Origin of the sequence: Amycolatopsis circi (genome assembly GCF_003385235.1) — a bacterium.
Taxonomy (GTDB): domain Bacteria; phylum Actinomycetota; class Actinomycetes; order Mycobacteriales; family Pseudonocardiaceae; genus Amycolatopsis; species Amycolatopsis circi.
This window is the reverse complement of record NZ_PQIA01000054.1, coordinates 31,366-57,270: the sequence shown is the minus strand read 5'-3', so window position 1 is coordinate 57,270 and position 25,905 is coordinate 31,366. Positions and strand designations below refer to the sequence as shown.

Genomic DNA, 25,905 nt, shown 5'->3' with positions numbered 1-25,905 from the left:
GTGCCGGCGAGCCGGCAGAGGTCGACAGTCGCCTCGGTGTGGCCCGCCCGCTCGAGCACCCCACCCGGCCTGGCCCGCAACGGCAGCACGTGCCCCGGGCGCGCGAGGTCTTCCGGTCGGGTGCCGGGCGCGGCGAGGATTCGGGCGGTCCGAGCGCGATCGGTCGCGGAGATGCCCGTGGACACGCCGTCGGCGGCGTCGCAGGCGACCGCGAACGCGGTTCGGTGCGCGTCGGAGTTGGCTGACGGAGGGATCATCGGGGGAAGGCCCAGCCGGTCGGCCTGCTCTTCCGGCATCGCGACGCAAAGGAAACCTGAGGTGTGCCGCACGAAGAACGCGATCGAGGCCGGGTCGGCGAATTCGGCGGCCATCACCAGGTCGCCCTCGTTCTCCCGGTCCTCGTCGTCGACCACGACCACGATCCCGCCGCGGCCCAGCGCCTCCAGTGCGGCGGGGACGGGGTCGAAACCCTCGTTGCGGGGAAAGGCGATGACCGCGGATTCCGACGACATGCTGACCTCCAAAACCAAGCGCTTGCTAAAATAGTGCGGCAAGCCGGCCGTGGTGTCAAAGGCGGTGCCGGAACCCGCTGTGCGGCAAAGTCGTGCTCGCCTGTCCACGGAGGACTCCGTGAATCACTGTCAGGGTGCACTGCGCTGGTGATTCGAAGCGCGACCTGATGCGGTCGCGAGCTGTTTCCTCGAGGTGCGTCGTCTGTCGCCGCGCCGCCGCGCGCAGCGTTCAGGAGAACTTCGCCGGGGGTGTGACGCGGGCGTGGCGACCCGGCCCTTGACCCAGATTCGATCGAATGATTCGATCAACTGATCGGATGCGGGCTTTCGGAGAGGTGATGCGGCATGGCTGGTGCGGCGATCCACGACCACGCCGAGGCGGTCGACCTGGGACTGGTCGCCCGGCTGCTGCGGAACCAAGCGCGGATCGAGCTGGCCGGACCGCTCAAACTCGAACTGCTCGCCGGCGGGCGCAGCAATCTGACCTACGTCCTCTCCGACGGCCGGTCGGAATGGGTTCTGCGGCGTCCTCCGCTCGGCCACGTACTGGCCACCGCGCACGACATGGCCCGTGAGGCGCGGGTCCAGCAGGCGCTCGGCAGCGCTGGGTTTCCGGTGCCCCGAGTCGTGCTCGCCTCAGCCGACCCGTCGTTCTACGTGATGGAGCGAGTCGCTGGCACGGTCCTGCGGACCGATGGCGATCTCGTCGGCGTGTCCCGCGGCCAGCGCCCTGCGGTCGGGCATGCGTACGTGGATACCTTGGCGGCCTTGCATGCGATCGATCCTGAAGCGGTCGGCTTGGCGGATTTCGGCAGGCCGCAGGGCTTCGCGTCCCGGCAAGTGCGGCGGTGGACGAAACAGCTTGAGTCCTCTCGCTCACGTGCTGTGCCGGTTCTCGACGAACTCGCGACCAAGCTCGCGGCCGACGTGCCCGGGAACGACCGGGCCTCGATCGTCCACGGTGATTTCCGGCTCGACAATATGATTCTCGCGCCAGGAGCCGAACCGCGAATTGCTGCGGTGCTGGACTGGGAGATGTCCACCTTGGGGGATCCGCTGACCGACCTTGGGCTGGCCTGGCTCTTCTGGGAGGGCTGGCGGGGAATCGACAACCCTATCGCCGGCACCGCCGGGCTCCACGCGGACTACCCGGGATGGCCGGAGCTGATGGCGCGGTACCGGGAACGCGCTGGCGTGGACGTCGGAGATTTCGCGTGGTACCAGGCATTCGCCTGTTTCAAGCTCGCGGTGATCCTCGAAGGCATCTACTACCGCGATGCCGGCGGGCTCACGGTCGGCGAAGGCTTCGCCGGCATCGGCGAGATGGTGCTGCCGCTCGCTGCGCGCGGTCTCGACTTGATCTGAGGAGCTGTCGATGGATTTCCGCTATGACGCGCGCACCGAAGCGCTGCGTGCCGAATTGCTGGCGTTCATGGCCGACGAGGTGTACCCGGTCGAGCACCGGTTCTCCGACGAGCGCGTCGAGACGGGAAGCCGTCCTGCGGCGATGGCTCGGCTGAAGTCCGAGGCGCGGCGGCGTGGCCTCTGGAATCTCTTCCTCCCCGAGTCGGAATACGGGGCTGGCCTGACGAACGTCCAGTACGCGCCGCTCGCGGAGATCACCGGGTGGAGCCCGGCGGTGGCCCCGGAAGCGCTCAACTGCGCGCCGCCGGACACCGGGAACATGGAGCTGCTCGCGCTCTTCGGAACCGCGGAGCAGAGGGAGCGCTGGCTTTTCCCTTTGCTCGAAGGAAAGATCCGGTCGGCGTATTGCATGACCGAACCCGGGGTGTCGTCTTCGGACCCGGCGAATCTCGGAACCGCGATCGTGCGCGACGGCGACGATTTCGTCGTCCGGGGCCGTAAGTGGTGGTCGACCGGCCTGCTGGGCGAGGAGTGCGCCTTGCTGGTGGTGATGGGCGTCTCCGATCCGGACGCGCCGCCGAAATCCCGGTACAGCATCGTCCTCGTTCCGGCGGATGCCCCAGGCGTCCGCAAGGTCCGCGGTCTGCGGATGTTCGGTTTCACCCACGGCGCGAGCGGCGGGCACGGCGAGGTCGAGTTCGATGACGTGCGGATCCCGCGCTCTGCGTTGCTGGGCGAGGAGGGGGCCGGCACGAAGCTCGCGCAAGCACGGCTGGGACCGGGCCGGATCCATCACTGCATGCGGATGATCGGAATGGCCGAACGTGCGCTGGAATTGCTGTGTTCCCGCGCGCTGCAACGGGAAGCGTTTGGCAAGCGGCTGGCCGACCAGGGCACGATCCAGGACTGGATCGCTGAGGCACGAGTGCGCATCGACCAGGTTCGGCTGTTGGTGCTGCGGGCGGCGTCGGTCATCGACTCGGAAGGCGCACGCGCCGCGCGGACGGACATCTCGGCCATCAAGGTCGCCGCGCCCGCGGTGACCGAATGGGTGCTGGACAAGGCCATTCAGGTATACGGCGCGGAGGGGATGTCGCAAGACACCCCGCTTGCCGAACTCTGGGTCCAGGCGCGAACCATGCGGTTCATCGACGGCCCGGACGAAGTTCACCGCATGGTGGTGGCGCGGCGCGAACTCGCGCGCCACCGGCCCGCGGACTGATCCGGATCAGGAAGCCGCCGCCCGCTGTCCGGCGGCGACCGCCATCGCGTGGTCAAGGCCGCCGGCCACGAATTCGGCGAGCGCTTCCAGCTGTCGCGTCCTCTCCTCGGAGGGGACGCCTTTGACCGCCCACGACCATCGCGCGGTCATCTGGATCAGCGTGTTCGCGGCGATGGCCCAGCGGACCTCGAGCTCCTCCGCGGACACCTTCGGATAGGCCCAGGCCACGAGTTCGTGGAGCAGTTTGTTGGTGAGCGACGAGGTGTCGAGCAGCCGGCTGTCGTGAGCGAGGCTGAGCTGCCCGCAGATCGCCAGCCATTGTGCGGCGCGCTCGGCGTCGCGGTCGATGAGTTCGCGGTAGGGCGTGGTAAGCAGATCGATCAACTGGCGTGCGGTCGGCGGGCGATCCGCGGCGGCCAGTTCCTCGGCGAGATGGTGGATCCGCTCGCGCACTGGCTCGCCGTCCCGCATGAGGACCGCGTTGACCAAGGCGTCCTTGCTGCCGAAATGGTAATGCACAGCAGCGGGCGCAAGGCCGGCTTCGGAGTTGATCGCCCTGATCGAAACCCCGTCCACTCCCTGCTCCGCGAACAGTTTCGCGGCTGCGTCGACCAGTGCGGCACGGGTCGCGTCGCCGTCGCGTGGTCCTTTCCGCCGGGCCATGAGACCTCCTGAAGTTCTCGTCTCCGGAGTCTACCGAACACTTGAACCGAACACTTGATTCGATCGAGTGATCGGATTAAAGTGCTGACGTGAGCGAGGCCACGTCCGTGGCCGGTGCCGCGAAGGAGCGGAGGTGGACCGATGGCGACAGTGCAGTCGCGTCGGACGGGAGAAAGTGCCGGGATGAGCACTGCTCGCGCGATCTCGGTGCTGATCGTGCTGGTGTTCGTGACCGAAGTGGTGGCGTTGTCCTTCCAGCTGGTCACTCCGGCGTTGTCGCCGATGGCGGCGCGATTCCACACCGCGCAGATCGGGTGGGTCATCACGATCCTCAGCCTGGTAGGCGCGATCGCTGTTCCGCTCGCGGGCAAATCGGCTGACATTCGCGGCAAGCGCAAGGTCATCGTCTGGCTCACCGCGGCGATGATCGTCGGCTCGGTGGTCGTGGCGCTGGCGCCGAACTTCGGGTCTGTGCTCCTCGGGCGTGCGCTGCAAGGACTGATGATCGCTGCCGGTCCGCTCACGTACTCGCTGATGCGAGACGTGCTGCCCCGGAGGATGCTTGCGCTGGGGGCAAGCGTCTCGACGACCGGCATCGGACTGGTGACCATCGCCGGGCCGTTCCTGTCGGGCTATCTCATCGATGCCTTCGGATTCCGCGGGGTCTTCTGGTTCCTTGCCGCGCTCGGCGTGCTCGCTCTGCTCCTCGTGCTGTCGGTGGTGCCCGAATCGGCGCTCCGCGTTCCCGCGCGGCTTGACGTGGTGGGCGGGCTGCTGCTCGGCGGGGGAGTCGCGCTGCTGCTTCTCGGCCTGACGTTCGGTTCGGAACAGGGCTGGGGCTCGACCGCCGCTCTGCTGCCCTTGGCCTGCGGTGCGCTCGCCGCAGTGGCGTGGTGGCGGCACCAACGGCGCAGCGATGATCCGCTCGTCGACCTCAGCGTGGTGCGCGCACGTCCAGTGTGGACTGTCATGGTCGCCGGCGCTGCGGTGACCACTGCGGTGACCGCTGCTGCTGTCCTGATCCCGCTTATGGTGCAGACGCCGCGGTCCGCAGGCGGAAGCTACGGGTTCGGAGTCACCGCGAGCGGGGTTCCGCTTTACCTCGTGCCCGCGGGCGTGACGACGATGCTCGGCGGCCTCGCGATCGGAGCGCTGGCCCGCCGGTTCGGTCCTCCGCGGCTGCTGGCGGCCGGCGCGATCCTGATGGCTGTCGGTGCGTTCGCGCTCGCGTTCGTGCACGGCGAGTCCTGGCAGGTGGTGACCGCGTACCTGGTCAGCGGCGCGGGCAGCGGGCTCGCACTCGGAGCGGTGCCCAACTTGGTCATCGCCGCGGTCCCGGCCGAGCAGCAGGGAGTGACTGCCGGGGTGGTGAGCCTGCTGCAGAGCCTTGGGTCCAGCGCCGGCGTCCAGGTGATCTTCATCGTGCTGGCCATGCAGGTGGTCGCCGTCGCCGGCGGGCAGCCGGTTTACGCCGATTCCTCCTACACCATCGCGTTCGTGCTCGTCGGGGCGTTGTCGCTGCTCGCGGTGGCGATGGTCGCGGCTGCGCGAACGCGCGAACAAGCCGAAAGGGAGAGCGAGTGACCACATCCGAACGCGCGGAGCTGGCGGTGACGCTGTTCACCACGATGGCGCGAGCACGGGCGCTCGAGGACGCCCTGGCAGTGCACATCCGGGATCACGGCTTCGCGGGCTACTGGCACCCGGGCAAGGGGCAGGAAGCCGCCGCTGCCGGGGCCTCCGCGGCACTGCGCACCGACGACTACCTCTTCTATCAAGGACGCGGGGCGACCTGGCCGCTCGCGAAGGGCATGGGGCTGGCTCCGATCATCGGGGACCTGCTGGGCAGGTCGACCGGTTCGACCGGCGGCAAAGGGGCCGGCGTCCCGCACTGGGCGGACCCGGCGCTCGGCATCATGGGCGAAGGCGCGTCCTTGGGCAGCGTCTACCACATCGCCGCGGGGGCAGCGCTGTCCGCGAAACTCCGCGGGACGGATCAGGTCGCACTCGCCGATTTCGGCGACGGGACTTCGGCCAGGGGCACATTCCACGAAACGCTCCTTCAAGCGTCGGCTTGGCGGCTGCCGCTCGTCTATTTCTGCGAGAACAACGGCATCTCCGTTTCGACGAGGTTCGAGGACGTGAGCCCGACGAAGACGATCGCCGAGCGCGCTGCCGCTTACGGAGTGCCGGGCGAGGTCGTCGACGGGCACGACGCACTCGCGGTGTACGACGCGGTCGGAAATGCCGTCGAGCGGGCTCGCGCCGGCCAGGGGCCGAGCCTGATCGAAGCGACGGTGACCCGGGTAGGCGGCCATTGGGAAGGCGACGCCCAGCAATACCGGCCGGCGGATTTCCTGGCCAGTTACCGCGATCCGCTGGACGTGCTCAGGTCCAGAGTGGACGGTGCGGTGGCCGACCGAATCCTCGAAGAGGCGCGGGACGAGGTCGCGGCCGCGCTCCGCGACGCCGAAGCAGCGCCGTATCCCGACCCCAGCGTGATTCTGAAGGACGTGTTCGCATGAGCGTGGAGACCGCAGCCGAGACGAAGGTGATCAGCTACGACGCCGCGCAGGGCGCCGCGCTTGCGGAGGAGATGCGCCGGGACCCGACGGTGTTCCTGATGGGGCAGGACGTCGCGATGGGCGGGTTCTTCGGAGGAGGCCGCGGCCTCGTGGAGGAGTTCGGCCTCGAACGCGTCCGCAATACCGGCATCACCGAGGCGTTCATGGTCGGCGCCGCGGCCGGAGCGGCGATGACCGGGATGCGCCCGGTCGTCCAGCTCGGGTTCGCCGACTTCAGCCTCATCGCCGGCGACGAGATCTTCCAGAAGCTCGGCAAGTGGCGGCACATGCACGGCGGCCAGTTCGAGCTTCCCGCGACGATCATCATGCCGATCGGGCCCAGCGGGGGAGCCGGGCCGGAGCACTCAGGGTCGATGGAGATGCTGCCCATGCACTTCCCTGGCCTCAAAGCAGTGGTGCCTTCGAACCCCGCGGACGCCAAGGGCTTGCTGAAAGCCGCCATCCGGGATCCGAACCCAGTGCTGTACTACCCGAGCAAACAGCTCAATTTCAAGCGCGGGCCCGTCCCGGCCGATCCCGACCTGCTCGTTCCGCTGGGCAAGGCCGCGATCGCCCGCCCGGGCACGACGATCAGCGTGATCAGCTACGGCTGCATGGTGCCGCGTGTTCTCGAAGCCGCGGAAACCCTCGCCGCGGAGTCGATCGATCTCGAAGTGATCGACTTGCGGACTTTGGTGCCGCTCGACCGGGAGGCCATCCTGGCCTCGGTGCGCAAAACCGGGCGGGCGATGATCGTGCACGAAGCCCCTCGCACCGCCGGCCCTGGTGCGGAAATCGCCGCGTTGATCCAGGAGCACTGCTTCTACGCCCTGGAAGCGCCGGTCGCCCGGCTGGGCGCGGTCGACGCGCCGATCCCGGCAAGCCGTTTCCTCGAAGATCTGTGCTTCCCCAGCGTGACCGACGTCGTCGAACTGGCCCGCCAGCTCGCTCGCGCCTGAACCGGAGACCTCACATGACCACTCTGATCGATGTCCGCCTGCCGCACATGGGCGTGGTGGAGCAGGCTGTCCTGACGTCGTGGCTGCGCTCTCCGGGCGACCGCGTCGAGGAGTCCGAGCCGTTGTGCGAGGTGTCCACGGACAAGGTCGACACCGAAGTGCCGTCGCCGGTTAGCGGAGTGCTCGTCGGCTACGTCGCCCAAGTCGACGAAGAAGTGCCCGTGGGCGCGGTGATCGCCCGGTTCGCGCCGTCCGACGCCACCGAGGACGAAGTGGCGGAGGTGATCCGTGCCGGTGCGGCAGCGTCGACAGAGACAGCTGTAGCGGCTCCGGTCGCGCCTGAGCCGGCCCCGGCGCCTTCCGCGGACCCAGTTCCGGTCGTGGATCCGGTGCCGACGGCCGTTCAGCCGCCCGATGGTTCTTCGTTGGTGCTCTCCGCGGCGTGGCTGCCGCTCCCGAGCCCCGAGGCGGCTGCCCGGAACGGAAGCCGCAATGGCGTGCCGACGACTCCGCTCGTGCGAAAGCTTGCGAAGGAACGAGGCTTGGACCTCCGCGAGGTCGTCGGCACCGGACCGGGAGGCCGCGTCACGCGCAAGGACCTGGACGCCGCCGCCACTACTCCGAAACCTGCCGAGGCGGTTACGGAGAGCCGCGCCGCGGTCCCGGCCCCGGTCGCGAAGACGAAGGGGGAGGTCGCCGTTCCGCGTGGGTACGAGAATGTCGCCTACGAGGCGGTCGCGCTGACGCCGCAGCGTCGCGCGATCGCCCGCAACCTCCTCGAATCCGTCAGTACGGCACCGCAGTTGACCGCACAGGTCGACGTCGACATGTCCGCGGTGACCCAGGTGCGCGCCGAGGTCAACGAGCGCAGGCTCGCCCGCGGCGAGTCGAAGCTGAGTTTCCTTCCGTTCATCGCCCGGGCGTTGTGCGCCACGGTCGCGGAGCATCCGGATGTGAACGCGACGTTCACCGACGACCACCTAGTGCGCTGGCAACCAGTCAATGTGGGTGTGGCCGTGGACGGACCGCAGGGCCTGCTGGTGCCGGTCGTCAAGCAGGCCGAGCGGCTGACGGCTCCGGCGCTCGCCGAGGAGATCGCGCGTCTTTCCACCGCGGTGCACGACCGCACTGTGACAGCCGAGGATCTGACAGGCGGGACCATCACTATCAGCAACTCGGGCAGCGTAGGAGGTGTGATCGCTACGCCGATCCTCACCCGTCCGCAAGTCGCGTCGCTGGGCGTGCCGGCGATCGTTCGCACGCCAATGGCAGTGACTTCGCCGTCGGGGGAGGAGTACGTCGCCGTCCGTCCGGTTGCACGGTTCGGGCTCACATTCGACCATCGGGCGTTCGACGGCGCGGCCGCGCTGCGCGCCCTGCAGTCGATCCAGCGGAAGCTCGAAACGTGGTCCGCCGAGGCCTATTTGTGAACAGACCCCGGCCGGCGGGCGGCAGCAGGGAACACGCCCGCCGGCCGGTTCCAACGAGGGAACGGAGCGGAGCCGGATGCGCGCAGCGGTGTTGCGAAACGGGAAGCTGGTCGTCGACGAGGTGGCCGAGCCGCCGTTGGGGCCGGGACAGCTGAAGGTCCGGCCGATCGCGGTCGGGATTTGCGGGAGCGACTTGTCCGCCTGGCAGCACACCAGTGAATTCCTGCGCGCGCACGCGGACACGGGAATGACGGGCGAGATGTTCGACCCGGACCAGGACCTGGTGCTCGGTCATGAGTTCACGGCCGAGGTGCTGGAAACCGGCGACGGCGTCCGCGATTACCAGCCGGGGCAGAAACTGGTGGTGCTCCCGGCGGTCGTCGACCCGCGCGGCGAGCCGCACACACTCGGCTACTGCACGGACTACCCCGGCGGTCTGGCCGAACACGTCGTAGTACAGGCATACGGGCACCTGACGATTCCGGAGTCCGTCTCGCCGGTCCACGCGGCGGTGACAGAGCCGATGGCGACCGGGGTCAACGCAGTCTTGCGGGCCGGGACGACGAGCGATGACGGCGCCATCGTCACCGGGTGCGGACCGGTGGGACTCGGCAGCATCGTCGAGTTGGTGCACCGGGGCGTGCGACCTATCGTGGCCTCGGATCCGTCCGATCGGCGCCGGCGGATGGCCGCTGCTTGCGGCGCGACGGCAGTCGTGGACCCGACCGAGGAAGATCCGGTGGAGGTTTGGCGGGCGCACGCTCGCTCCGGCGCGCTGCTCCACGTATTCGAGGCATCCGGCGCTCGTGGTTTGCTCGACCGCCTGATGGCGACAGCGCCCCGATTCACCCGCATCCTGATCGTGGGCGCGGGGATGGTGCCCGATCCGATTCGCCCGGTCGTCGGCATCCTGAAGAACGTTTCGCTGGAATTCGTCGGCGGACCAGGACTCGGCGAGACCGGCTATCAGGCGTTCGACGTGATGTTCGACCACATCGTCGCGGGCCGGTTCGATCCGGCTTCCATTGTGACCGGGTACGCGGGACTGGACAGCGTCGGCGCGGTGTTCGAAGCGCTTCGGCCGCAGGACTCACACCGCATCGACCACGTGAAGGTGCTGGTACGGCACGACATCACGGAGCCGGGCATCCTGGTCGGCTGAAACCAAGCATGCGCTTGCTTCGGACCAAAGAGCCAGTCAGACTGGCCAGCGAGCCGGAACATCCCTGCTTGGTTAAGGAGGCGGATGGCTAAGGACGATTCGGGGCTCTCCGGCCGGGTTGCCGTGGTCACTGGCGCGGGCAGCGGGATCGGCCGGGCGAGCGCTCTTGCGTTCGCGGACGCCGGCGCGACCGTGGTCTGTCTCGACCGCGACGGGCCGGCCGCGGTCGCGACTGCGGAAGAAGCCGGGGAAGGCGCGATCGCCGCCTGTCTGGACGTGACTGACCGTACCGCCGTGCGACGGTTGGTCGAGGCGGTCCGGTACGAGCACGGCAGGCTCGATGTGTACGCCAACATCGCGGGTGCCATCACCGATCGGGGGCCGGTCGGTTCGGTGACGGAGGAAGAACTGGACCGAGGGCTTGCCGTGAATCTGAAAAGCCTTGTATTCGGCTGCCAGGCTGCTGCGGCGGCGATGACGGCAGGCGGAGCTATCGTGAACGTCGGCTCCGGGACCGTGGACGGAGCGGTCGCCGACCTTGCTGCTTACAGCATTCCTAAAGCGGGTGTGCTGCAGTTGACTCGCAGCCTTGCCGCCGAGCTCGGCCCGGCCGGGATCCGGGTGAACGCGGTCTCTCCGGGCTATATCCGAACCGCGATGACCGAGGCGCACGCACGCGACGCGGACGGCCGTCTCGTCGAGGAGAAGCTGCGGCAGGTCGACGAGGGGCAGTCGGAGCGCATTCCGTTGCGGCGTCCCGGTTCGGCCGCTGAAGTCGCCGCGGTCGTCCGGTTCCTCGCCAGCCCCGCCGCGTCGTATGTGACCGGCCAGATCATCCGCGTCAACGGCGGCAGCGTGATGCCATTGTGACCGGGCGGATACGGATCCCGGAAATACCGCCGCACGTCTTCCCCGAACTGGCCGGGAAGACCTCGGCGGTGGTCGGCGGCGGTGGCGGGGGAGTCGGCACAGCCGCTGTGGCGTTGCTCGTGCAGTCCGGCGCGAAGGTCCTGGTTGTCGACCGAGCAGCCGAACGGCTCGATCAGCTCATTGACCACTTCGGTCCGTCGGTCACCGGCGTCGTCGCGGACATCACCACGGCTGCGGGAATGCACGAGTTCGACCGGGTGATCGCTGAGACGGATCTCAAGTCCCTCGTGAACGTCGTAGGCGGGGTGATGCCGGGAGAAGTCGCGCATTTCCTCGAACTGGATGCGCAGCAGTGGCAGCGAAGCCTCGACCTCGATTTCACTTACGCCGTGCGGACTTGCCAGATTGCTGCGCGCCGGATGGCGGCCACGAAAACCCAGGGCGCGTTGGTGAACCTCTCCGTCGCTGATGCGAGACACGCGATGCCGTGGTTCGCTGCGTACGGAGCTGCTCGCAGTGCGCTTGAGGCAGCAACTCGGACCATGGCGGTAGAGCTGGGCGCGCTCGGGATCCGAGCTAACAGCGTCGCGTGGGGCTTGGTAGACACGCCACGCGCACATTCCGGACAAGACTCCGATGGCAGCCTCGAACGGGCGCTAATCCCTTTGGGGCGCAGGGGCAATGTCGCAGAGGTCGCGACTGCGGTGGTGTTTCTCCTGACTGACCTGAGCAGTTACATCACTGGGCATACTCTCGTGGTCGACGGCGGGTTGTCCCTGCGCGGGCCTCAATACGGCGCGGGGCACAACATCCCGGAGTTTCTCGAATCCGGCTCGGCGAGGAACCGCCTGCTCGAAGCGGTGGAGCGAGTCGGGCGCACAGCCACGGGAAGAGGAGACGATGACTGACCGTACCTCCGAAGACGGCTTGCCCTGCTCCGTCGTCGAGCTCACGCTCGCGGAGAAAGCGGCGCTCACCAGCGGTGCGAGCTTCTGGGACACGCAGGCGATCGGGCGGCTCGGCCTTCCGTCGATCATGGTCGCCGACGGGCCGCACGGCCTGCGCAAGCAGGACACGGGAGGCGATCATCTCGGTCTGGGCGGCAGCGTGCCGGCCACCTGTTTCCCTCCTGCTGTCGGACTCGGCTCGTCGTGGGACGCGGAGCTGGTCCGTCGGGTTGGGGAGGCTCTCGGTGCCGAGACGTCGATCGAGAAGGTCTCCGTGCTGCTCGGACCGGGCGTGAACATCAAGCGCTCGCCGCTCTGCGGGAGGAATTTCGAGTACTTCTCCGAGGATCCGGTCGTGGCCGGGGAACTCGGCGCCGCGCTCGTGCAAGGCATCCAGTCGAAGGGCGTGGGAACCTCGCTCAAGCACTTCGCGGCGAACAACCAGGAGCATGACCGGATGCGGTCGAGCTCGGATGTCGACGCGCGGCCCCTTCGCGAGATCTACTTGCGTGCGTTCCAGCGGGTGGTCGAAGAAGCGCGCCCCTGGACGGTCATGTGTTCCTACAATCGGATCAACGGCTGCTATGCCTCGGAAGATCCGTGGTTGCTCACGCAGGTGCTGCGCGGCGAGTGGGGTTTCGAAGGGCTCGTGGTGTCCGATTGGGGAGCGGTCAACGAGCGCGTGGCGGGCCTGGCGGCCGGTCTGGATCTCGAAATGCCCTCGTCGAACGGGATCACCGATGCACAGATCGTGGCCGCGGTGCAGGACGGGGTGTTGGACGAAGCCGTGTTGGACGCCGCTGCGGGCCGCGTCCTTGACCTCGTGCAGAAGGCGCGCTCCGGGGCCGGTCAGGTCGAGGGGCCGCTGGACGTCGATGCGCACCACGCGCTCGCACGCGAGGCCGCAGGGCGTTCGATCGTGCTCCTGAAGAACGACGGAGATCTGCTGCCCCTGCCGAAGGAGACGTCCGTTGCTGTCATCGGCACGTTCGCCGTCGAGCCGCGTTATCAGGGTGCTGGCTCGTCGATGATCAATCCGACCCGTTTGGATAACGCGCTGGAGGAGATCCGCGCACTTTCGACGGGAACCGTCGCCTATGCGCGGGGCTTTAGTGTCGCCGTCGATGTGTCGGCCGACGAGGCTGTGGCGTTGCGCGACGAAGCCGTCGGCGTCGCATCGGCGGCAGACGTCGCGGTCGTTTTCCTGGGGCTGCCCGCACGCCTGGAATCGGAAGGCTACGACCGCCCGGACCTTGATCTGCCCGCCGAACAACTGGAACTGCTTGACGCTGTGCTGGCCGCCAATCCCAGGACAGTGGTCGTATTGTCCAACGGCGGCGTCGTGGCGCTGCCCTTCGCGGAGAAGGTGCCGGCGATCGTTGAAGCCTGGCTGCTAGGCCAAGCAGGCGGCGGCGCGACGGCGGACGTTCTGTTCGGCGACGTCAACCCGTCGGCGAAGCTGACCGAAACCATCCCGCTTCGCCTGGAGGACACACCCGCCTACCTCGACTTTCCCGGTGATTTCTCGCATGTGCGATACGGCGAGGGCCTATTCGTCGGATATCGCTGGTACGACGCACGCCGCATGTCGGTCGCCTTCCCGTTTGGCCACGGGCTCTCGTACACGACGTTCGTCTACCGAGACGCCTTCGCGGCGCTCACCGCGGACGGGGATGTCGAGGTCACCGTCACGGTCACGAATACTGGAGAACGCTCTGGGCGGGAGGTGGTGCAGGTCTATCTGTCGCTTCCGGGCTCGCGTGTTCAGCGGCCGGTACGCGAACTCAAGGCGTTCACGGTCGTCGAGCTGGCACCGGGTGCGGCGCGCACGGTGGCACTAATTGTGCGACGCAAAGACCTGGCCTACTGGGACATTCGCGTCGACCGATGGGTCGTCGAGGGTGGCGCGTACACAGTGGACGTTCCTTCGTCGAGCCGGGATCTGCGGGCAGCCACGTCGGTGGAAGTCGCTGGGGACGAGGTTGTGGTGCCGCTCTCGCGCACATCGTCGCTGGGCGAGGCGTTGAAGCATCCTGTCGCCGGGCCGATGATCCAGGCCATGATGGCCCGGATGGGGCTGGCAGACGGCATCGCGTCGGTCCTGCCGGAAGGTGTCGACGCGAGCAAGATGCTGGATTCGTTCCCGCTCGGCAGACTCGGGATGTTCGCGGCGCTGATGACCGGCGAGGACGCCGGGGCCGGTACCCGGACGGTTGACGAGATCATCGCGGCTGCTGGCCGCGGGGGCGTCTCAGACTAGCGGGGCCGATGAGGATCGATGACAACCATGCCCTGAACCAGATTCGCGGTGGGTGACTCGCACGGCGCGACTGTCCCAGTCCCGACAGTCGCGCCGCGCGGCCTCATTCAGCTGCGTGCGACCGATCGATGCCGAGGTGGTGTCCGCGGTGGTCGGCGATGGCCGGTGCCGCGGGCTCCTCCTGCACGTGCTCGGAGACCTGCACTTCGATCGTGACCGGAGTCAGCGCGGTGAGCACCTGCTCGATGCGGCCCTTCCACATTCCGTTGCGAATCAGGCTCTCGCGGTTGAAACTGACGGTGAGCGTGGCAGTGTCGAGGGTGCCCGGGCGGGAGATTTCTAGGCGCCAGCGGGAAATACCGTCGATCTTGCGCAGTGCGGCGCCTATCTCGTCCACCGAAAGCCATTGTCCCCGCGCCAAAAGCGCAGTTCCCACGGTGTGCTGCGGTGCGAGGAGGGCCCCTCCTTCGCTCCGCTCGGCCACGTAGCCGGTGCGCAGCGCGACTCCGGCGAGATCGGGGTGCCAAGTGTGGCGGGCGATCAGTTCGCCGCGCGCGGGCCCTGTCACCAGGGTGTCCTGATCGAGCGCGGCGAGGGCGAGCAGACCGGACTGGACAGCGACAAGTTCGCCGCTGGGTGCGCGATGCGCCACCGGCACCCCGGTGACCGGATCGAGGTACACCTCGACGACCGTCGCGCCGAATTCCGCCGCGAGATGCCTGCGCGTCTTGTCGTCGGTGATCTCGCCGACGAGCAGCAGGAGCCGCAGTTCCAGATCCAGCGGATCCACCAGGAACTCCATGTGCAGCCGAGCCAGCAGGTCGGCCGCACCGGACGGTGTCGCGACGAGCACGTTTGCCGCGACGCGCTCCAGAGTTTCGAGCAGCCGCATCCGGCCTCGCGGGCCGACCGAGACCGCGGCGTCGCCGACCTCGGCTGCCGCTTCCGCGATACGGGACCCGGTGAGGTCCGCGTCGTTGTTCAGCGACACCACCACCCGGTCGCCAGGCGAAACTCCGGCCTGCACGAGCGTTTCCCGAGTGAGCTCTCGCGCGCTCTCGCGTTCCTGCTTTCCGAAAGGGATCACGGTGCGTGCGGTCGGCGTGGCGACGAGCAGGCCTGTTGCCTTCGCCGGGTTCACCACGGCTGGCGAAAGGTCCGCCCGGGTGCTCCACTTCAGCTCTTGCGATTCGACGGGTGCCACGGTCGTCATGGTCTACAGTCCTGCCACTTCCGATGCGAACAGTTCGATGGTGCTGAGCACGTGTTCCTGCGCGAGCCCGCCGACCTGGAACTGGCAGATCAGGTCTGTCGCGCCGGCTTCGTGCAGCCGCTGCAGCGCCTTGCGGGAGCCCTCGACGTCGTCGCACACGATCATGTGGTGCTCGCGCAGGATTTCCAGTGCGTCCTCGGCGCTTTGGCCGACGGCCTCCTGGCCGAGCACCCGGTGCGTGGCGTGCCGAGCGTCGAAGTAGTCCGGCGGCGCGACCAGGTTCACCTGGCGGCGCATGTACCACATGATCGCGTCGGCCGCGTTTTCGTAGGCAGCGTCCCGGGTGGGCGCGACGTGCCAAGGGATCATGAGCGCGACGCGACGCGAGTCCGGGTCGTAGCCGTTGTCGGCCAGGCATTTGCGGTAGGCGGCGATGTCCTCGGCGACGTCGTCCAGGCCCTTGAGCATGGTCATGCCCAACAGGTTGTAGCCGCGCTTGGCCGCTTGCTGATAGCCGTCCAGCGAGGTCGAGGCGACCCAGACCGGCGGATGCGGCTCCTGGACGGGCCGGGGATAAACCCCGACGTCCGGCACGCTCCAGTACTCGTGCTCGGCGGTGACCGGTGCGCCGTCGGCCTCGAAGATGGACAGCACTGTGTCCAGGTTCTCTTCCCACAGCCGGCGCGATTGCTCGAACGGCCGCTGGAACGACTGGTACTCGAGCGGGGAAGCGCCGCGGCCCGTGCCGAATTCGACCCGGCCGCGGGAAAGGATGTCCAAGGTTGCGATGCGCTCGGCGGTCCGGACTGGATGCTGGAACGGCAAGAGCACGACGCCGAGGCCGAGCCGGATGCGCTCGGTCATCCGGGCGAGAGCGGCGAGCACGAGGTCCGGTGCGGAGGAGTGCGAGAAGCCGCGGGTGAAGTGGTGCTCGACGAACCACGCGGTGCTGTACCCGAGCTGGTCCGCACGGACGACTTGTTCGAGCACGTTCTCGAACGCGCGCTGTTCGACCTTCCGGGAGCGCCCGCGAACCTCGAGTTCGTAGCCCATCCCCACGCGAATCGGTGTCATCCGCCGTCTCCCTCTCTGTACCAAGCGCTTGCTCAAGTCAAGCTACCTCAGGGGTCGGCGGGCTTCAACCCCCAGGACCGCTGATGGGCGTCGCGGCCGTCCGGGCGTCGGTGGATCGTGTGGTTTCCCTTTCAGGCTCGGTCGATCACGTCGAGTGAAACACTTGATTGGATCATTCGATCGGTTTAACGTGGCCGCCATCACAGGTACGGCGCACTGCCCGGTCGAGCCCGGTATGGGGGACGGTGGTTCCGGCCGGGACTCGCACAAAGGAGTGCTCGATGGCTCGCCAGCAACACCCTGACGTCCTCGCCCCCTCGGAAGGGGGAAAGCAGCGATCCACTCGCTACTGGATCGGCGTCCTGCTTGTTCTGACGTTGCTCTCGGAAGAGACCGCGTACGCATACAACTTGGTCACTCCGGCGCTGCCGCATATGGCGGCCGCGCTCGGGACTTCGGACATTGTCTGGGTGACCACGCTCTTCAGTCTGGTCGGCGGCGTGACAGTGCCGTTGATCGGCAAGCTCGGAGACATCTACGGGAAGAAGCGCGTTCTGCTCACGACCATTGTCGTGATGGCGCTCGGCTCGCTGATCGTGGCGACCGCGTCGTCGCTCGCGTTCGTCCTCGTGGGGCGGGCGCTGGAAGGCGTGGCCATTTCGATCGTGCCGCTGGCCTACTCCATCATGCGCGACATTTTCCCGCGCCGGCTCGTGGCGGTCGGGGTCAGCGTCGCCACCTCGGGGATCGGGCTCACTGGCATCTTGGCTCCGATCATCGCGGGATTCCTGATCGATCACTTCACCTATCGCGGCGTGTTCTTTTTCCTCGCCGCTTTCCCGCTCGTCCTCGGCGTGCTGGTGCTGTTCGTGGTGCCGGAGTCTCCGGTGCGGATCCGCTCGTCGGTGGACTGGGGCGGCGCGCTGCTGCTGGGCGTCTCGATCGCGCTGCTGCTCACTGCGGCCACGCAGGGTGCGACCTGGGGCTGGGGATCGATGCCGACTCTCGGGTGCATTGGTGCGGGGGTGGTGATTTTCGCCGGCTGGGTGGTATTCGAGAAGCGATTGCGCAACCCGCTCGTCGATATCGACCTGGCGCGCCGTAAGCCGCTGATGACCACGATGATCGCGCAGTTCGTCGCGCAGGGCGTGATCGCGGCGCAGTCGGTCCTGCTGGTCTATGTCGTTCAGGTGCCCCGGGCTGCGGGCGGCGACTACGGGCTGGGAAGGGATGCGAGCGGGCTGGCCTGGTTTACCTCGCCGGGCTCGGTGATCTCGATGCTGATGGGCTTCTCGGTCGGGTTCATTGCCAACCGGCGTGGTGCCCGGAATCCTCTGGTGGCCGGTTTCTGTTTCGCAATCATGGGCTCGGCGCTGCTCGCGACAATGCATGCGCAGTCCTGGCAGGTGCTGCTGGGCTGGTTTGTCTTCGCGGTCGGCGGCGGGATGCTCAATGCCGCCATCCCGAACCTTGTCGTCGCGGCAGTTCCGCCCGAACAGCAAGCAGTGAGCGCCGGCGCGGTGGGGGTCGTGGGGTCTCTCGGCGCCGCGGTGATCGTGCAGATCGTGTTCGTCATCCTCGGCAGTCATGTCCGTACTGTCGTGTCAGGCACCCCGATCTACAGCGGCACAGGTTTCACCTGGGGCTTTGCCTTCGGAGGGGTGATGTGCGCGGCGGGCCTCGCCGCGGCGATCGCCATGCGGCACGGGCGTCGGTCCATGGCCGAGTCGGTCGAGCAGGTCGCCACCGCGCCGGCGCACTGATCGCCGTCGGACGCTTTACCAAGCGCTTGACCAAGTGCTTGGTAAAGCGTCAAGATGGCCTGCGTACCGGTTCCGCTGGGGTGATCGGAGCATGCGATGAAGTCGATTCTCATCACCGGGGCCTCTGGCGGGTTCGGCCGCGAAGTGGCTGTCATGCTGGCAAAAAAGGGCTGGCGGGTGTTCGCCTCGATGCGCGATCCCGGCAAGCGAGACCGGGTTCTGGAACTCGCGTCGGCAGTCGGAGCGCCGCTTTCCGCGTTCGAATTCATCGAGCTGGACGTGGCGTCTGACGCGTCCCGTGCCGAAGCGGTTGAAGAGGTGCTCCGCAGGAGCGACGGCGAGTTGACGGCGCTGCTCCACAACGCCGGGTACACGACGACTGGGTTCTTCGAAGATGTGCCGCCGGACCGCCTCCGTCATCTGGTGGAGACGAACCTGCTGGGTGCCATGGATTTGACCCGGAGACTGCTGCCCGCGCTCCGAAGGTGCGGTCGAGCTCGGCTCGCGGTCGTGTCGAGCAACGCGGTCAACGTGCCGCACCCGATGTTCTCCGTCTACGCGGCCACTAAATGGGCGCTGGAGGGTTGGTGCGAGGCGCTGGCAGTCGAACTGCGTCCGTTCGGGGTGGACGTCGTGGTGTTCCAGCCAGGGAACCACGACACGGGATTTGGCGCGGCGACAGTTCCCGCTTTGCCGGAGTCGAGTGCGTATGCCGAGTACGCCGGACGCGCGTTGCCGAAATTGACTGGCCTGGGCCGGTACAGCCGGCCGAGCTATCGAGCGTCGGCGCGGATCTGTGCGGTTCTTGAACAGGAACGGCCGCCGTTGCGCAGCCGGCTCGGTGCGGACGATGTCGTGGCGTCGTGGGCGGCACGATTGCTGCCCTACCGGATGCGGCGACGAGCGGTCGAGCGCATCACCGGACTGGGGTGACGTCGCGGATGGCGGAACAGCGCGGCGAGGTAGTTGCGGTGCTGCTGACGCATCGCGGCCGCGTTTGCCTGTTGCGGCGCAGCAGTGCGGTCGGATCGGACCGCGGGCAGTGGCATTGCGTCACCGGTTTTCTTCCGCCCGGCGGCATCCCGGTCCGGCAGGCGGAACTGGAACTGCGTGAGGAAACCGGGCTGAGCCGGGACGGGCTGGAGTCGTTCGAGACAGGTCCGGTGCTGCGCCTCCCGGACGAGCGCGGCGGTTATTGGATTGTGCACGTCTATCGCGTCGAGACGGCGGGCACAGAGCTGCGGCTGAATTGGGAGAACGACGACGTTTCCTGGCTCGAGCCAGCGGAATGGGGAGCTCGGCCGATCGTGCGCTGGCTGCCGGAGATCGTGACCGCCTTCGCGGAGGCGTGCCGGAATGGGTTTGCAGAGGAAGGAAAGAGCGAATGGGAGCGGTAGCGGGAAAAGTGGCATTGGTGACCGGTGCGGCGCGGGGCCAGGGCCGGGCGCACGCGGTGCGGCTGGCCGAGGAGGGCGCGGACGTCATCGCCGTCGATATCGCCGGCCCGGTGGAGACGGTGCCGTTTCCCGGGGCGACGGAGGACGATCTCGCGGAGACGCGCAGGCTGGTGGCCAAATCCGGTCGCAAGGTGATCGCGGCCGGCGTGGACGTCCGGGATCCGGAGCAGCTGACCCGCGCGGTCGAGGACGGCGTCCGGGAGCTGGGCCGGTTGGACATCGTCGTGGCCAATGCCGGGATCTTCGGCACTCCGGCGAAGGTGTGGGAGATGTCCGACGCGCTGTGGCAAACGACCGTCGACGTCAACCTGACCGGCGTGTTCAACACGGTCCGCGCCGCGGTGCCGCACGTGATCGCGACGGGCGAGGGCGGATCGGTGATCATCACCAGTTCCGCGGCAGGGCTCAAGGGCGTTCCGAATTACGGCAGTTACGCGGCGTCGAAGCACGGTGTGCTCGGACTCGCCCGTACGTTGGCGATGGAGCTGGCGGAACACAGGATCCGCGTCAACACCGTGCATCCCGGCAATGTGGACACGGACATGATCATCAACGACACGACGTTCCGCGTGTTCCGTCCGGACCTCGAGCATCCGTCCAAAGAGGACGTAGAAGACAGCTTCGCCTCGACGAACCTGCTTCCGGTTCCGTGGGTCGAGCCGTCGGACATCGCGAACGCGGTGGTGTGGCTCGCCTCCGACGAGGCGAAGTTCGTGACCGGCGTCGCCCTCCCCGTCGACGCTGGCATGAACGCCAAATGACCCGAACAGATTTGGACAAGCGCTTGGTTAAGAGATTAGGCTGGAACGCATGAGCAGCAGCGGGAATGGGCGAAACGGCGGCTACGCACTCGGAATCGACGTCGGCGGCACCTTCACCGATGTGGTTTTGGCTGGGCCCAAGGGGCAGGTCGCAGCCGCGAAAGCGCTGAGCACGCACGACGATCCGACGCAGGGGATCATCGCCGGAGTGCGCTCGGCACTGACTGCGGGAGAGGTAGCGGCCGAGCAGATCACTCGCGTCGTGCACGCGACGACGCTCGCGACGAACGCCATCCTCGAGGGCGCGGGAGTGCGGGTTGCGCACGTGACCACGCAAGGGTTCCGGGCGATGCTGCCGCTCGGCCGGTACGCCAGGGTCGAGGAAGACCGGTTCGATCTCCGGTTCGACCCGCCTGCCTCGCCAGTCCCGGCGGAGGACTGTTTCGAGGTTCCGGAGCGGATCGGGGCAGACGGCCGGGTGCTGAAGCCGTTGGACGAGAACGCCGTCCGCGCCGTCGCCCGGCAGATCACCGCCAAGGGAATCCGCTCGGTTTCGGTAGCGTTGCTGCATTCCTATGCCAATCCGGCCCATGAGCAGCGGGTCGGCGAGCTCTTGCGGGAAGCCCTGCCTGCCGAGACGCGAGTGGTCACCTCAACGGAGATCTGGCCGGAGATGCGGGAGTACGAACGCTCGACGACAACGCTCATGTCGGCATACATCGGGCCGATCATGGTGTCCTACCTGGCGAATCTCGAAGACCGGCTGGCCGGTCTGGGGGTCAAGTGCCGGGTGCAGGTGATGGAATCCGGGGGCGGCGTGATGTCGGCCGATCTCGCCGGCCGGCGGGCAGTGGCGACCATCGAGTCCGGGCCTGCCGCGGGCGTGATCGCCGCGCGGTTCACCGGCGAGGCCGCCGGACACGAGGACGTCATCTCGTTCGACATGGGCGGCACGACGGCCAAAGCGTGCGTAGTCCGCGGCGGGAAGCCGGACATCACGCACGAATTCCATGTCGGCGGCAAAGGCAGCTTCGGCGGCAGGCGGGCAGGCACCGGCGTTCCGATCAAGATCCCCGCGATCGATCTCGCGGAGGTGGGCGCGGGCGGCGGCAGCATCGCGTGGGTCGACGAGGGCGGCGCGCTGCGAGTAGGGCCTCGTTCGGCCGGATCCTCGCCCGGACCTGCCTGTTACGGGCTCGGCGGCGAAGAACCGACGGTGACCGACGCGAATCTGGTGCTGGGCTACCTCGACCCTTCCGCCTTCGCCGGGGGAACGATGAAGCTCGCGCCGGAACTCGCGGAGAAAGCAGTGGCCGACCGGATCGCCCGTCCGCTGGGGGTGTCCATCGCGGAGGCGGCGAACGCGGTCCACGAGATCGCCAACGCCACGATGGGTTCCGCGGTTCACGTCGTCACTGTGCAACGGGGTGTGGACCCCCGGAGGTTCGCGGTCGTCGCGTCCGGCGGGGCTGGTCCGATGCACGCCGCGCGCGTTGCGGAGCGGTTCGACATCCCGACCGTTCTCGTGCCGCCGTCCTGCGGCGTCGGCTCTGCAGTCGGCCTGCTCGCGACGGACTTGAGCACTGACGGCGTGCAGACTCGGGTGCTGCCGGAGCCAGCCGGGGACTTTGCCGAACTGGAACGGATTTTCGGCGATCTGGAAGGGAACGCGGCCGACGATCTCGGCGTGTCGCTCGACTCGCCCGACGTCGAGGTTTCCCGCTCGGTAGACATCCGATTCGTCGGGCAAGCGCACGAAATTCGGGTGGACCTGCCCAAGTGGCCGCTCGACGCCGCGGCGTTCGCCGAGCTCAAGGACCGCTTCTTCGCCGGCTACGAGCAGGCGTACGGAATTGCGCTCCGAGGCGATGTGCAGCTGGTCAGCTTCCGGGTTCGCGTGACGAAACGGGTGCCGAAGGTGCCGCTCGGGCGACGGCCCGCAAGCAGCGGCGGCACGGCGCGAATGCGAGCGGTCTGGTTCCCGGAGTACGGCGAGTACCGCGACACGCCGGTGCTGGAGCGCGATGCTCTCGTTCCGGGCTCGCCGGTAGCCGGTCCGGCGATCATCGGCGATCACGAGTCGACCATCGTCGTCCCGCCAGGTTGGTCGGCGGAAGCCGACAGTTCGTACACCGTTGTGCTCAGCCGGAAGGAAACCAGCCGATGACCGGAGTGCTCACCGAGGACCTGACTGCGGAGGTGCTCCGCAACGCGCTGGTCGTGGCGGCCGAGGAAGCCAGCATCGTGGTGGTGAAGTCGGCGTACTCCACGTTCATCGTCGAGGGGTCCGACGCGTCGGCGGCGATCCTGGACAAGTCCGGCAGGCTCATCGCGCATTCGATGGCGACCACGCTGATGAACAGCATGGCACTTTCGGTAGCAGTGCCGTACCTGCTGGCTGACCATCCGCTCGACACCATGCGCCCGGGCGACGTGTACGTGACGAACGACGCGTACAAAGGCGGAATCCACACGAACGATCTGCTGATATTCCGGCCGGTCTTCGTCGGCGGAGCGGTCGAGTACTTCACCGCGACTCTGATCCACGTCTCCGATATCGGAGGCGGATCTGCGGGCGGGATGGCGTCGCTCGCGACCGAGATTTTCCTGGAGGGTCTCCAGCTCCCTCCGGTGCGCATCGCCACCGCTGCCGGGTTGGAGGAGTCGATCACCAGCATCCTCGCGCTCAACAGCCGGACGCCGGACAAGGTTCTGGGCGACGTACGCGCGCTGATCGCCGGCGCGACGACGGCGGCGCGCCGGGTCGAAGCTCTCATCGAGGAGCACGGCGCGGAACGGTTCGCCGCGGGGGTGAACGCTTACCTCGGCTACACCGAGACCCTGACCCGGGCTGCCGTTCGCGAACTACCGGACGGCGAGTACCAGGCGTCGTACGTCATCGACGACGACGGGATCCACCCGGACCGGTCGTACACGGTGCGGGTCAAGGTGACGATCGACGACGACAGTGCGGTTCTCGATTTCGCGGGCACGGACGATCAAGTACCGGCCGCGATCAACGCGAGCTTGTCTCAGTCGCTTGCGGCCGCTGTGTTCGCCGCTCGGTGCTTCCTGGATCCCGCGATCCCGATGAACGACGGCTGCCTTCGGGTGCTCGACGTGCGGCTCCCGGAGGGGAGTCTGCTCAACGCCACGTCGCCCTATCCTTGCGGGGGACGCTTCTTGCCCGCATACGCCGCGATGGAAGCCGTGTTCCAAGCCCTTTCCGATGCGGTCGAGGATTCCGCCATCGCGGCTTCGGGCATCCTGCAGCCGTTTTCGATCGCGGCGCGGGTCGCGCCGTACTGGGTCCATCTCGCCTACGAGTACGGCGGCGTCGGCGCCCGGTACGGCAAAGACGGTCCCGACGCCACGGGAGTCCACTTCGGACTGGGGCGCAATTCGGTGCCTCAGGTGGAGCCGGTTGAGGCGAGGTGCCCGTTCGTGGTCGAGGCGGTGGAGTACATCGCCGACTCGGGCGGCGCTGGGCAATGGCGCGGCGGTCTGGGGACGCGGACGGTGTTCCGCCTCTTGGCCGACGCCTATGTGACGACTCGTGGCGACCGGCTGCGCACCGGTCCGCCCGGCAGGTCCGGAGGCGAGCCAGGTGTGCCCGGCGGGTTTTACCGGCTTGCTGCTGACGGGACCCGGGAGCGGCTCGCTGCGAAGGTGAACAACGAACCGTTCCGCGCCGGCGAAGCGTTCGTCGTGGAAACCACGGGCGGAGGCGGGCTAGGTCATCCATGGGAGCGGCCTGCTTCGGCCGTCCGCGATGACGTGCTGTCCGGAAAGGTGTCGCGGGACGCCGCCGAAACCCGTTATGGCGTAGTGCTCGACGGCAGTTCGAGCATCGACGCTGCCGCCACCGAATCGGCGCGGAAAGGGAGGCGTTCATGAGCGCTGTAGCTGTCGTGACCGGTGCCGCACAAGGCATCGGAAAGGAAACGGCGCTCCTGTTAGCCGAAAAGGGCTACTCCGTCACCGTCAACGACATCAACGGCGACGGTGCCCGCCGCACCGTTGCCGAGATCACCGAGCGCGGAGGACAAGCGCACGTCGTCGAGGCCGATGTCGGGGTCGAAGACGAGGTGCGCCGGATGATCGAGGAAACGGCGTCGGTGTTCGGCCGGATCGACGTGCTGGTCAACAACGCGGTCGTCTACGACCACGAGGTGCACGTCACGGACCTGGACATCGTCAGCACTCCGCAGTGGAACTGGGAGCGCACGTTCGCGGTGAACTTCCACGGCGCGGTCTACGGTGCGCGGCATGCCATCCCGGTGATGCTGAAAAACGGCGGCGGCACGATCGTGAACGTCGGGTCGACCTCCGGTTTCAGCGGCGACACCGTCCACGTGGCCTACGCCGCCTCGATGGCGGCGAAGTATTCTCTCACCCGTTCGATCGCGGCCAGCCACGGCAAGGCCGGCATCCGGTGCGCCGCGGTCGCGACCGGGCTCGTGCTCAGCCCGACTGCCCGCAAGAACCTCTCTCCGGACAAGCTCGCGGCCTACGACGCGAACCTGCTGGTCCCGGACTTCGCCGAACCGCGCGACGTGGCGGAGACGATCGTGTTCCTGGCCTCGGCGGGCGCGAAGTACATCACCGGGCAGACGATCATCGTGGACGGCGGCTTCCAGGCCCACCAGCCGTGGCACGCGCAAAACCACATCGTGCACCCGGAGACGGTGCGATGAGCGCGGCGACGGTGCCGACAGCCGCGGGAGCGATCCCGGCGGAGTCCCTCGGCACAACCTTGATGCACGAGCACATCTTCGTCACCAGTCCGGAAGTGCGGGAAAACTGGCCGGCGCCCGCCTGGGACGAGGCCGAACAAATCGACCAGGCGGTGGCGAAACTCGCCGCGGCGAAGAAAGCCGGAGTCGACACCATCGTGGATCTCACGGTGTTCGGCCTCGGCCGATACGTTCCGCGAGTGGCGGAGGTCGCGCGGCGGAGCGAGGTGAACATCGTCGTCGCGACCGGGGCGTACGTGTTGCACGACTTGCCGGTCTACTTCCATTTCCGCGGCCCCGGCGCGCCGTTGGGCGGACCGGATCTGCTGTGCGACTACTTCGTCCGGGACATCACCGAAGGCATCGGGGACACCGGTGTGCGAGCGGCGATGCTGAAATGCGTGACCGATGTCGACGGCTTGACCGTGGACGTGGAACGGACTTTGCGTTCAGTGGCCAGGGCGCACCGTGCGACGGGAGTTCCGATCACTACGCACACCCACGCCGGGAGCCGTCGCGGCTTCGACCAGCAGAAGGTATTCGCCGAGGAGGGCGTCGACCTGAGCCGGGTGGTCATCGGGCACAGCGGGGACACCGACGACTTCGCGTACCTCGAGGAACTCGTCGCCGCCGGATCGTATCTGGGCATGGACCGGTTCGGCCTGGAAACCGTCCCGTTCGACAAGCGGGTGGAGATCGTCGTCGAGATGTGCCGCCGCGGGCATGCCGGGCGGATGGTCCTTTCGCACGACACCTCCTGCTGGTCGGACATGTCCGACCCCGAGCAGCGAAGCAGGCAGCATCCGAACTGGCACTGGCTGCACCTGAGCCAGGACGTGCTGCCCGCTTTGCGCGTGAGGGGCGTCACCGAGGAACAGATCGACCAGATGCTTGTCCGGAATCCCCGCGAGATCCTCGCCCACTCCGGCGGCTACTAGAAAGGCTTG

At 67.7% G+C, this 25,905-nt stretch carries 22 protein-coding genes; 18 read left to right on the top strand and 4 right to left on the bottom strand.

Annotation, left to right across the window (positions count from 1 at the left end):
- Nucleotides 1–512: 3,4-dihydroxy-2-butanone-4-phosphate synthase (locus tag D0D37_RS23080; RefSeq protein ID WP_162834407.1), on the bottom strand; the 512-nt coding region annotated here is incomplete at its 3' end.
- Between the two features lie 345 nt (nucleotides 513–857).
- On the opposite strand from D0D37_RS23080, the gene D0D37_RS23075 reads away from it, so the two are divergent.
- Both D0D37_RS23075 and D0D37_RS23070 read left to right on the top strand, forming a co-directional pair.
- Nucleotides 858–1,877: a phosphotransferase family protein gene (locus tag D0D37_RS23075; RefSeq protein ID WP_116202649.1), complete on the top strand. Its 1,020-nt coding sequence runs from the start codon at nucleotides 858–860 to the stop codon at nucleotides 1,875–1,877.
- A 10-nt stretch (nucleotides 1,878–1,887) separates the two neighbouring features.
- Nucleotides 1,888–3,099, top strand: coding sequence for an acyl-CoA dehydrogenase family protein (locus tag D0D37_RS23070; RefSeq protein WP_116202648.1), 1,212 nt, complete (start codon nucleotides 1,888–1,890; stop codon nucleotides 3,097–3,099).
- A 6-nt stretch (nucleotides 3,100–3,105) separates the two neighbouring features.
- On the opposite strand, the gene D0D37_RS23065 is transcribed toward D0D37_RS23070, so the two are convergent.
- On the bottom strand, nucleotides 3,106–3,762 hold the full coding sequence (locus D0D37_RS23065) for a TetR/AcrR family transcriptional regulator (protein WP_116202647.1): 657 nt from the start codon (nucleotides 3,760–3,762) through the stop codon (nucleotides 3,106–3,108).
- A gap of 183 nt (nucleotides 3,763–3,945) precedes the next feature.
- Here D0D37_RS23065 and D0D37_RS23060 point away from each other — a divergent pair, with 183 nt between their 5' ends.
- From D0D37_RS23060 to D0D37_RS23025, 8 genes are all read left to right on the top strand, one after another.
- Nucleotides 3,946–5,346, top strand: coding sequence for an MFS transporter (locus D0D37_RS23060; RefSeq protein ID WP_162834406.1), 1,401 nt, complete (start codon nucleotides 3,946–3,948; stop codon nucleotides 5,344–5,346).
- On the top strand, nucleotides 5,343–6,287 hold the full coding sequence (locus D0D37_RS23055; RefSeq protein ID WP_208720100.1) for a thiamine pyrophosphate-dependent dehydrogenase E1 component subunit alpha: 945 nt from the start codon (nucleotides 5,343–5,345) through the stop codon (nucleotides 6,285–6,287). Before D0D37_RS23060 ends, D0D37_RS23055 begins: the two co-directional genes overlap by 4 nt.
- Nucleotides 6,284–7,285, top strand: a complete 1,002-nt coding sequence (locus D0D37_RS23050) for an alpha-ketoacid dehydrogenase subunit beta (RefSeq protein WP_116202645.1) — start codon at nucleotides 6,284–6,286, stop codon at nucleotides 7,283–7,285. Before D0D37_RS23055 ends, D0D37_RS23050 begins: the two co-directional genes overlap by 4 nt.
- 14 nt (nucleotides 7,286–7,299) lie before the next feature.
- On the top strand, nucleotides 7,300–8,715 hold the full coding sequence (locus D0D37_RS23045; protein ID WP_116202644.1) for a dihydrolipoamide acetyltransferase family protein: 1,416 nt from the start codon (nucleotides 7,300–7,302) through the stop codon (nucleotides 8,713–8,715).
- Between the two features lie 76 nt (nucleotides 8,716–8,791).
- Complete coding sequence (locus tag D0D37_RS23040; RefSeq protein ID WP_116202643.1) at nucleotides 8,792–9,877, top strand: alcohol dehydrogenase catalytic domain-containing protein; 1,086 nt, start codon at nucleotides 8,792–8,794, stop codon at nucleotides 9,875–9,877.
- An 84-nt stretch (nucleotides 9,878–9,961) separates the two neighbouring features.
- Nucleotides 9,962–10,747: an SDR family NAD(P)-dependent oxidoreductase gene (locus D0D37_RS23035; protein WP_116202642.1), complete on the top strand. Its 786-nt coding sequence runs from the start codon at nucleotides 9,962–9,964 to the stop codon at nucleotides 10,745–10,747.
- Entirely contained in the window at nucleotides 10,744–11,655 is a 912-nt protein-coding gene (locus D0D37_RS23030) for an SDR family NAD(P)-dependent oxidoreductase (RefSeq protein WP_162834405.1), read from the top strand. Before D0D37_RS23035 ends, D0D37_RS23030 begins: the two co-directional genes overlap by 4 nt.
- 127 nt (nucleotides 11,656–11,782) lie before the next feature.
- Entirely contained in the window at nucleotides 11,783–13,954 is a 2,172-nt protein-coding gene (locus tag D0D37_RS23025; RefSeq protein ID WP_244223632.1) for a glycoside hydrolase family 3 C-terminal domain-containing protein, read from the top strand.
- A 103-nt stretch (nucleotides 13,955–14,057) separates the two neighbouring features.
- Here D0D37_RS23025 and D0D37_RS23020 read toward each other — a convergent pair whose 3' ends face one another.
- Nucleotides 14,058–15,167 (bottom strand): phenylacetate--CoA ligase family protein, encoded by a 1,110-nt coding sequence (locus D0D37_RS23020; RefSeq protein ID WP_116202639.1) that lies wholly within the window; start codon nucleotides 15,165–15,167, stop codon nucleotides 14,058–14,060.
- 3 nt (nucleotides 15,168–15,170) lie between these two features.
- Nucleotides 15,171–16,241, bottom strand: a complete 1,071-nt coding sequence (locus D0D37_RS23015; RefSeq protein WP_116202638.1) for an LLM class flavin-dependent oxidoreductase — start codon at nucleotides 16,239–16,241, stop codon at nucleotides 15,171–15,173.
- 281 nt (nucleotides 16,242–16,522) lie between these two features.
- On the opposite strand from D0D37_RS23015, the gene D0D37_RS23010 reads away from it, so the two are divergent.
- The 8 genes from D0D37_RS23010 to D0D37_RS22975 all read left to right on the top strand — a co-directional run bounded on the left by D0D37_RS23010 (nucleotide 16,523) and on the right by D0D37_RS22975 (nucleotide 25,896).
- On the top strand, nucleotides 16,523–18,004 hold the full coding sequence (locus D0D37_RS23010; protein ID WP_116202637.1) for an MFS transporter: 1,482 nt from the start codon (nucleotides 16,523–16,525) through the stop codon (nucleotides 18,002–18,004).
- Between the two features lie 96 nt (nucleotides 18,005–18,100).
- The gene (locus D0D37_RS23005; protein WP_116202636.1) at nucleotides 18,101–18,937 is read left to right on the top strand and encodes an SDR family oxidoreductase; all 837 of its coding nucleotides are present in this window, start codon (nucleotides 18,101–18,103) and stop codon (nucleotides 18,935–18,937) included.
- Nucleotides 18,938–18,945: 8 nt separating this feature from the next.
- Nucleotides 18,946–19,401, top strand: a complete 456-nt coding sequence (locus tag D0D37_RS23000) for an NUDIX domain-containing protein (protein WP_162834404.1) — start codon at nucleotides 18,946–18,948, stop codon at nucleotides 19,399–19,401.
- The gene (locus tag D0D37_RS22995) at nucleotides 19,389–20,222 is read left to right on the top strand and encodes a mycofactocin-coupled SDR family oxidoreductase (protein WP_116202634.1); all 834 of its coding nucleotides are present in this window, start codon (nucleotides 19,389–19,391) and stop codon (nucleotides 20,220–20,222) included. The genes D0D37_RS23000 and D0D37_RS22995 overlap by 13 nt, the downstream gene beginning before the upstream one ends.
- 49 nt (nucleotides 20,223–20,271) lie before the next feature.
- Nucleotides 20,272–22,389, top strand: a complete 2,118-nt coding sequence (locus D0D37_RS22990; RefSeq protein WP_116202633.1) for a hydantoinase/oxoprolinase family protein — start codon at nucleotides 20,272–20,274, stop codon at nucleotides 22,387–22,389.
- A complete protein-coding gene (locus tag D0D37_RS22985) occupies nucleotides 22,386–24,119 on the top strand; it encodes a hydantoinase B/oxoprolinase family protein (protein ID WP_116202632.1) in 1,734 nt (577 codons plus the stop codon). Before D0D37_RS22990 ends, D0D37_RS22985 begins: the two co-directional genes overlap by 4 nt.
- A complete protein-coding gene (locus D0D37_RS22980; protein WP_116202631.1) occupies nucleotides 24,116–24,919 on the top strand; it encodes an SDR family NAD(P)-dependent oxidoreductase in 804 nt (267 codons plus the stop codon). The genes D0D37_RS22985 and D0D37_RS22980 overlap by 4 nt, the downstream gene beginning before the upstream one ends.
- A complete protein-coding gene (locus tag D0D37_RS22975) occupies nucleotides 24,916–25,896 on the top strand; it encodes a phosphotriesterase family protein (RefSeq protein ID WP_116202630.1) in 981 nt (326 codons plus the stop codon). Before D0D37_RS22980 ends, D0D37_RS22975 begins: the two co-directional genes overlap by 4 nt.
- Nucleotides 25,897–25,905: the final 9 nt, after the last annotated feature.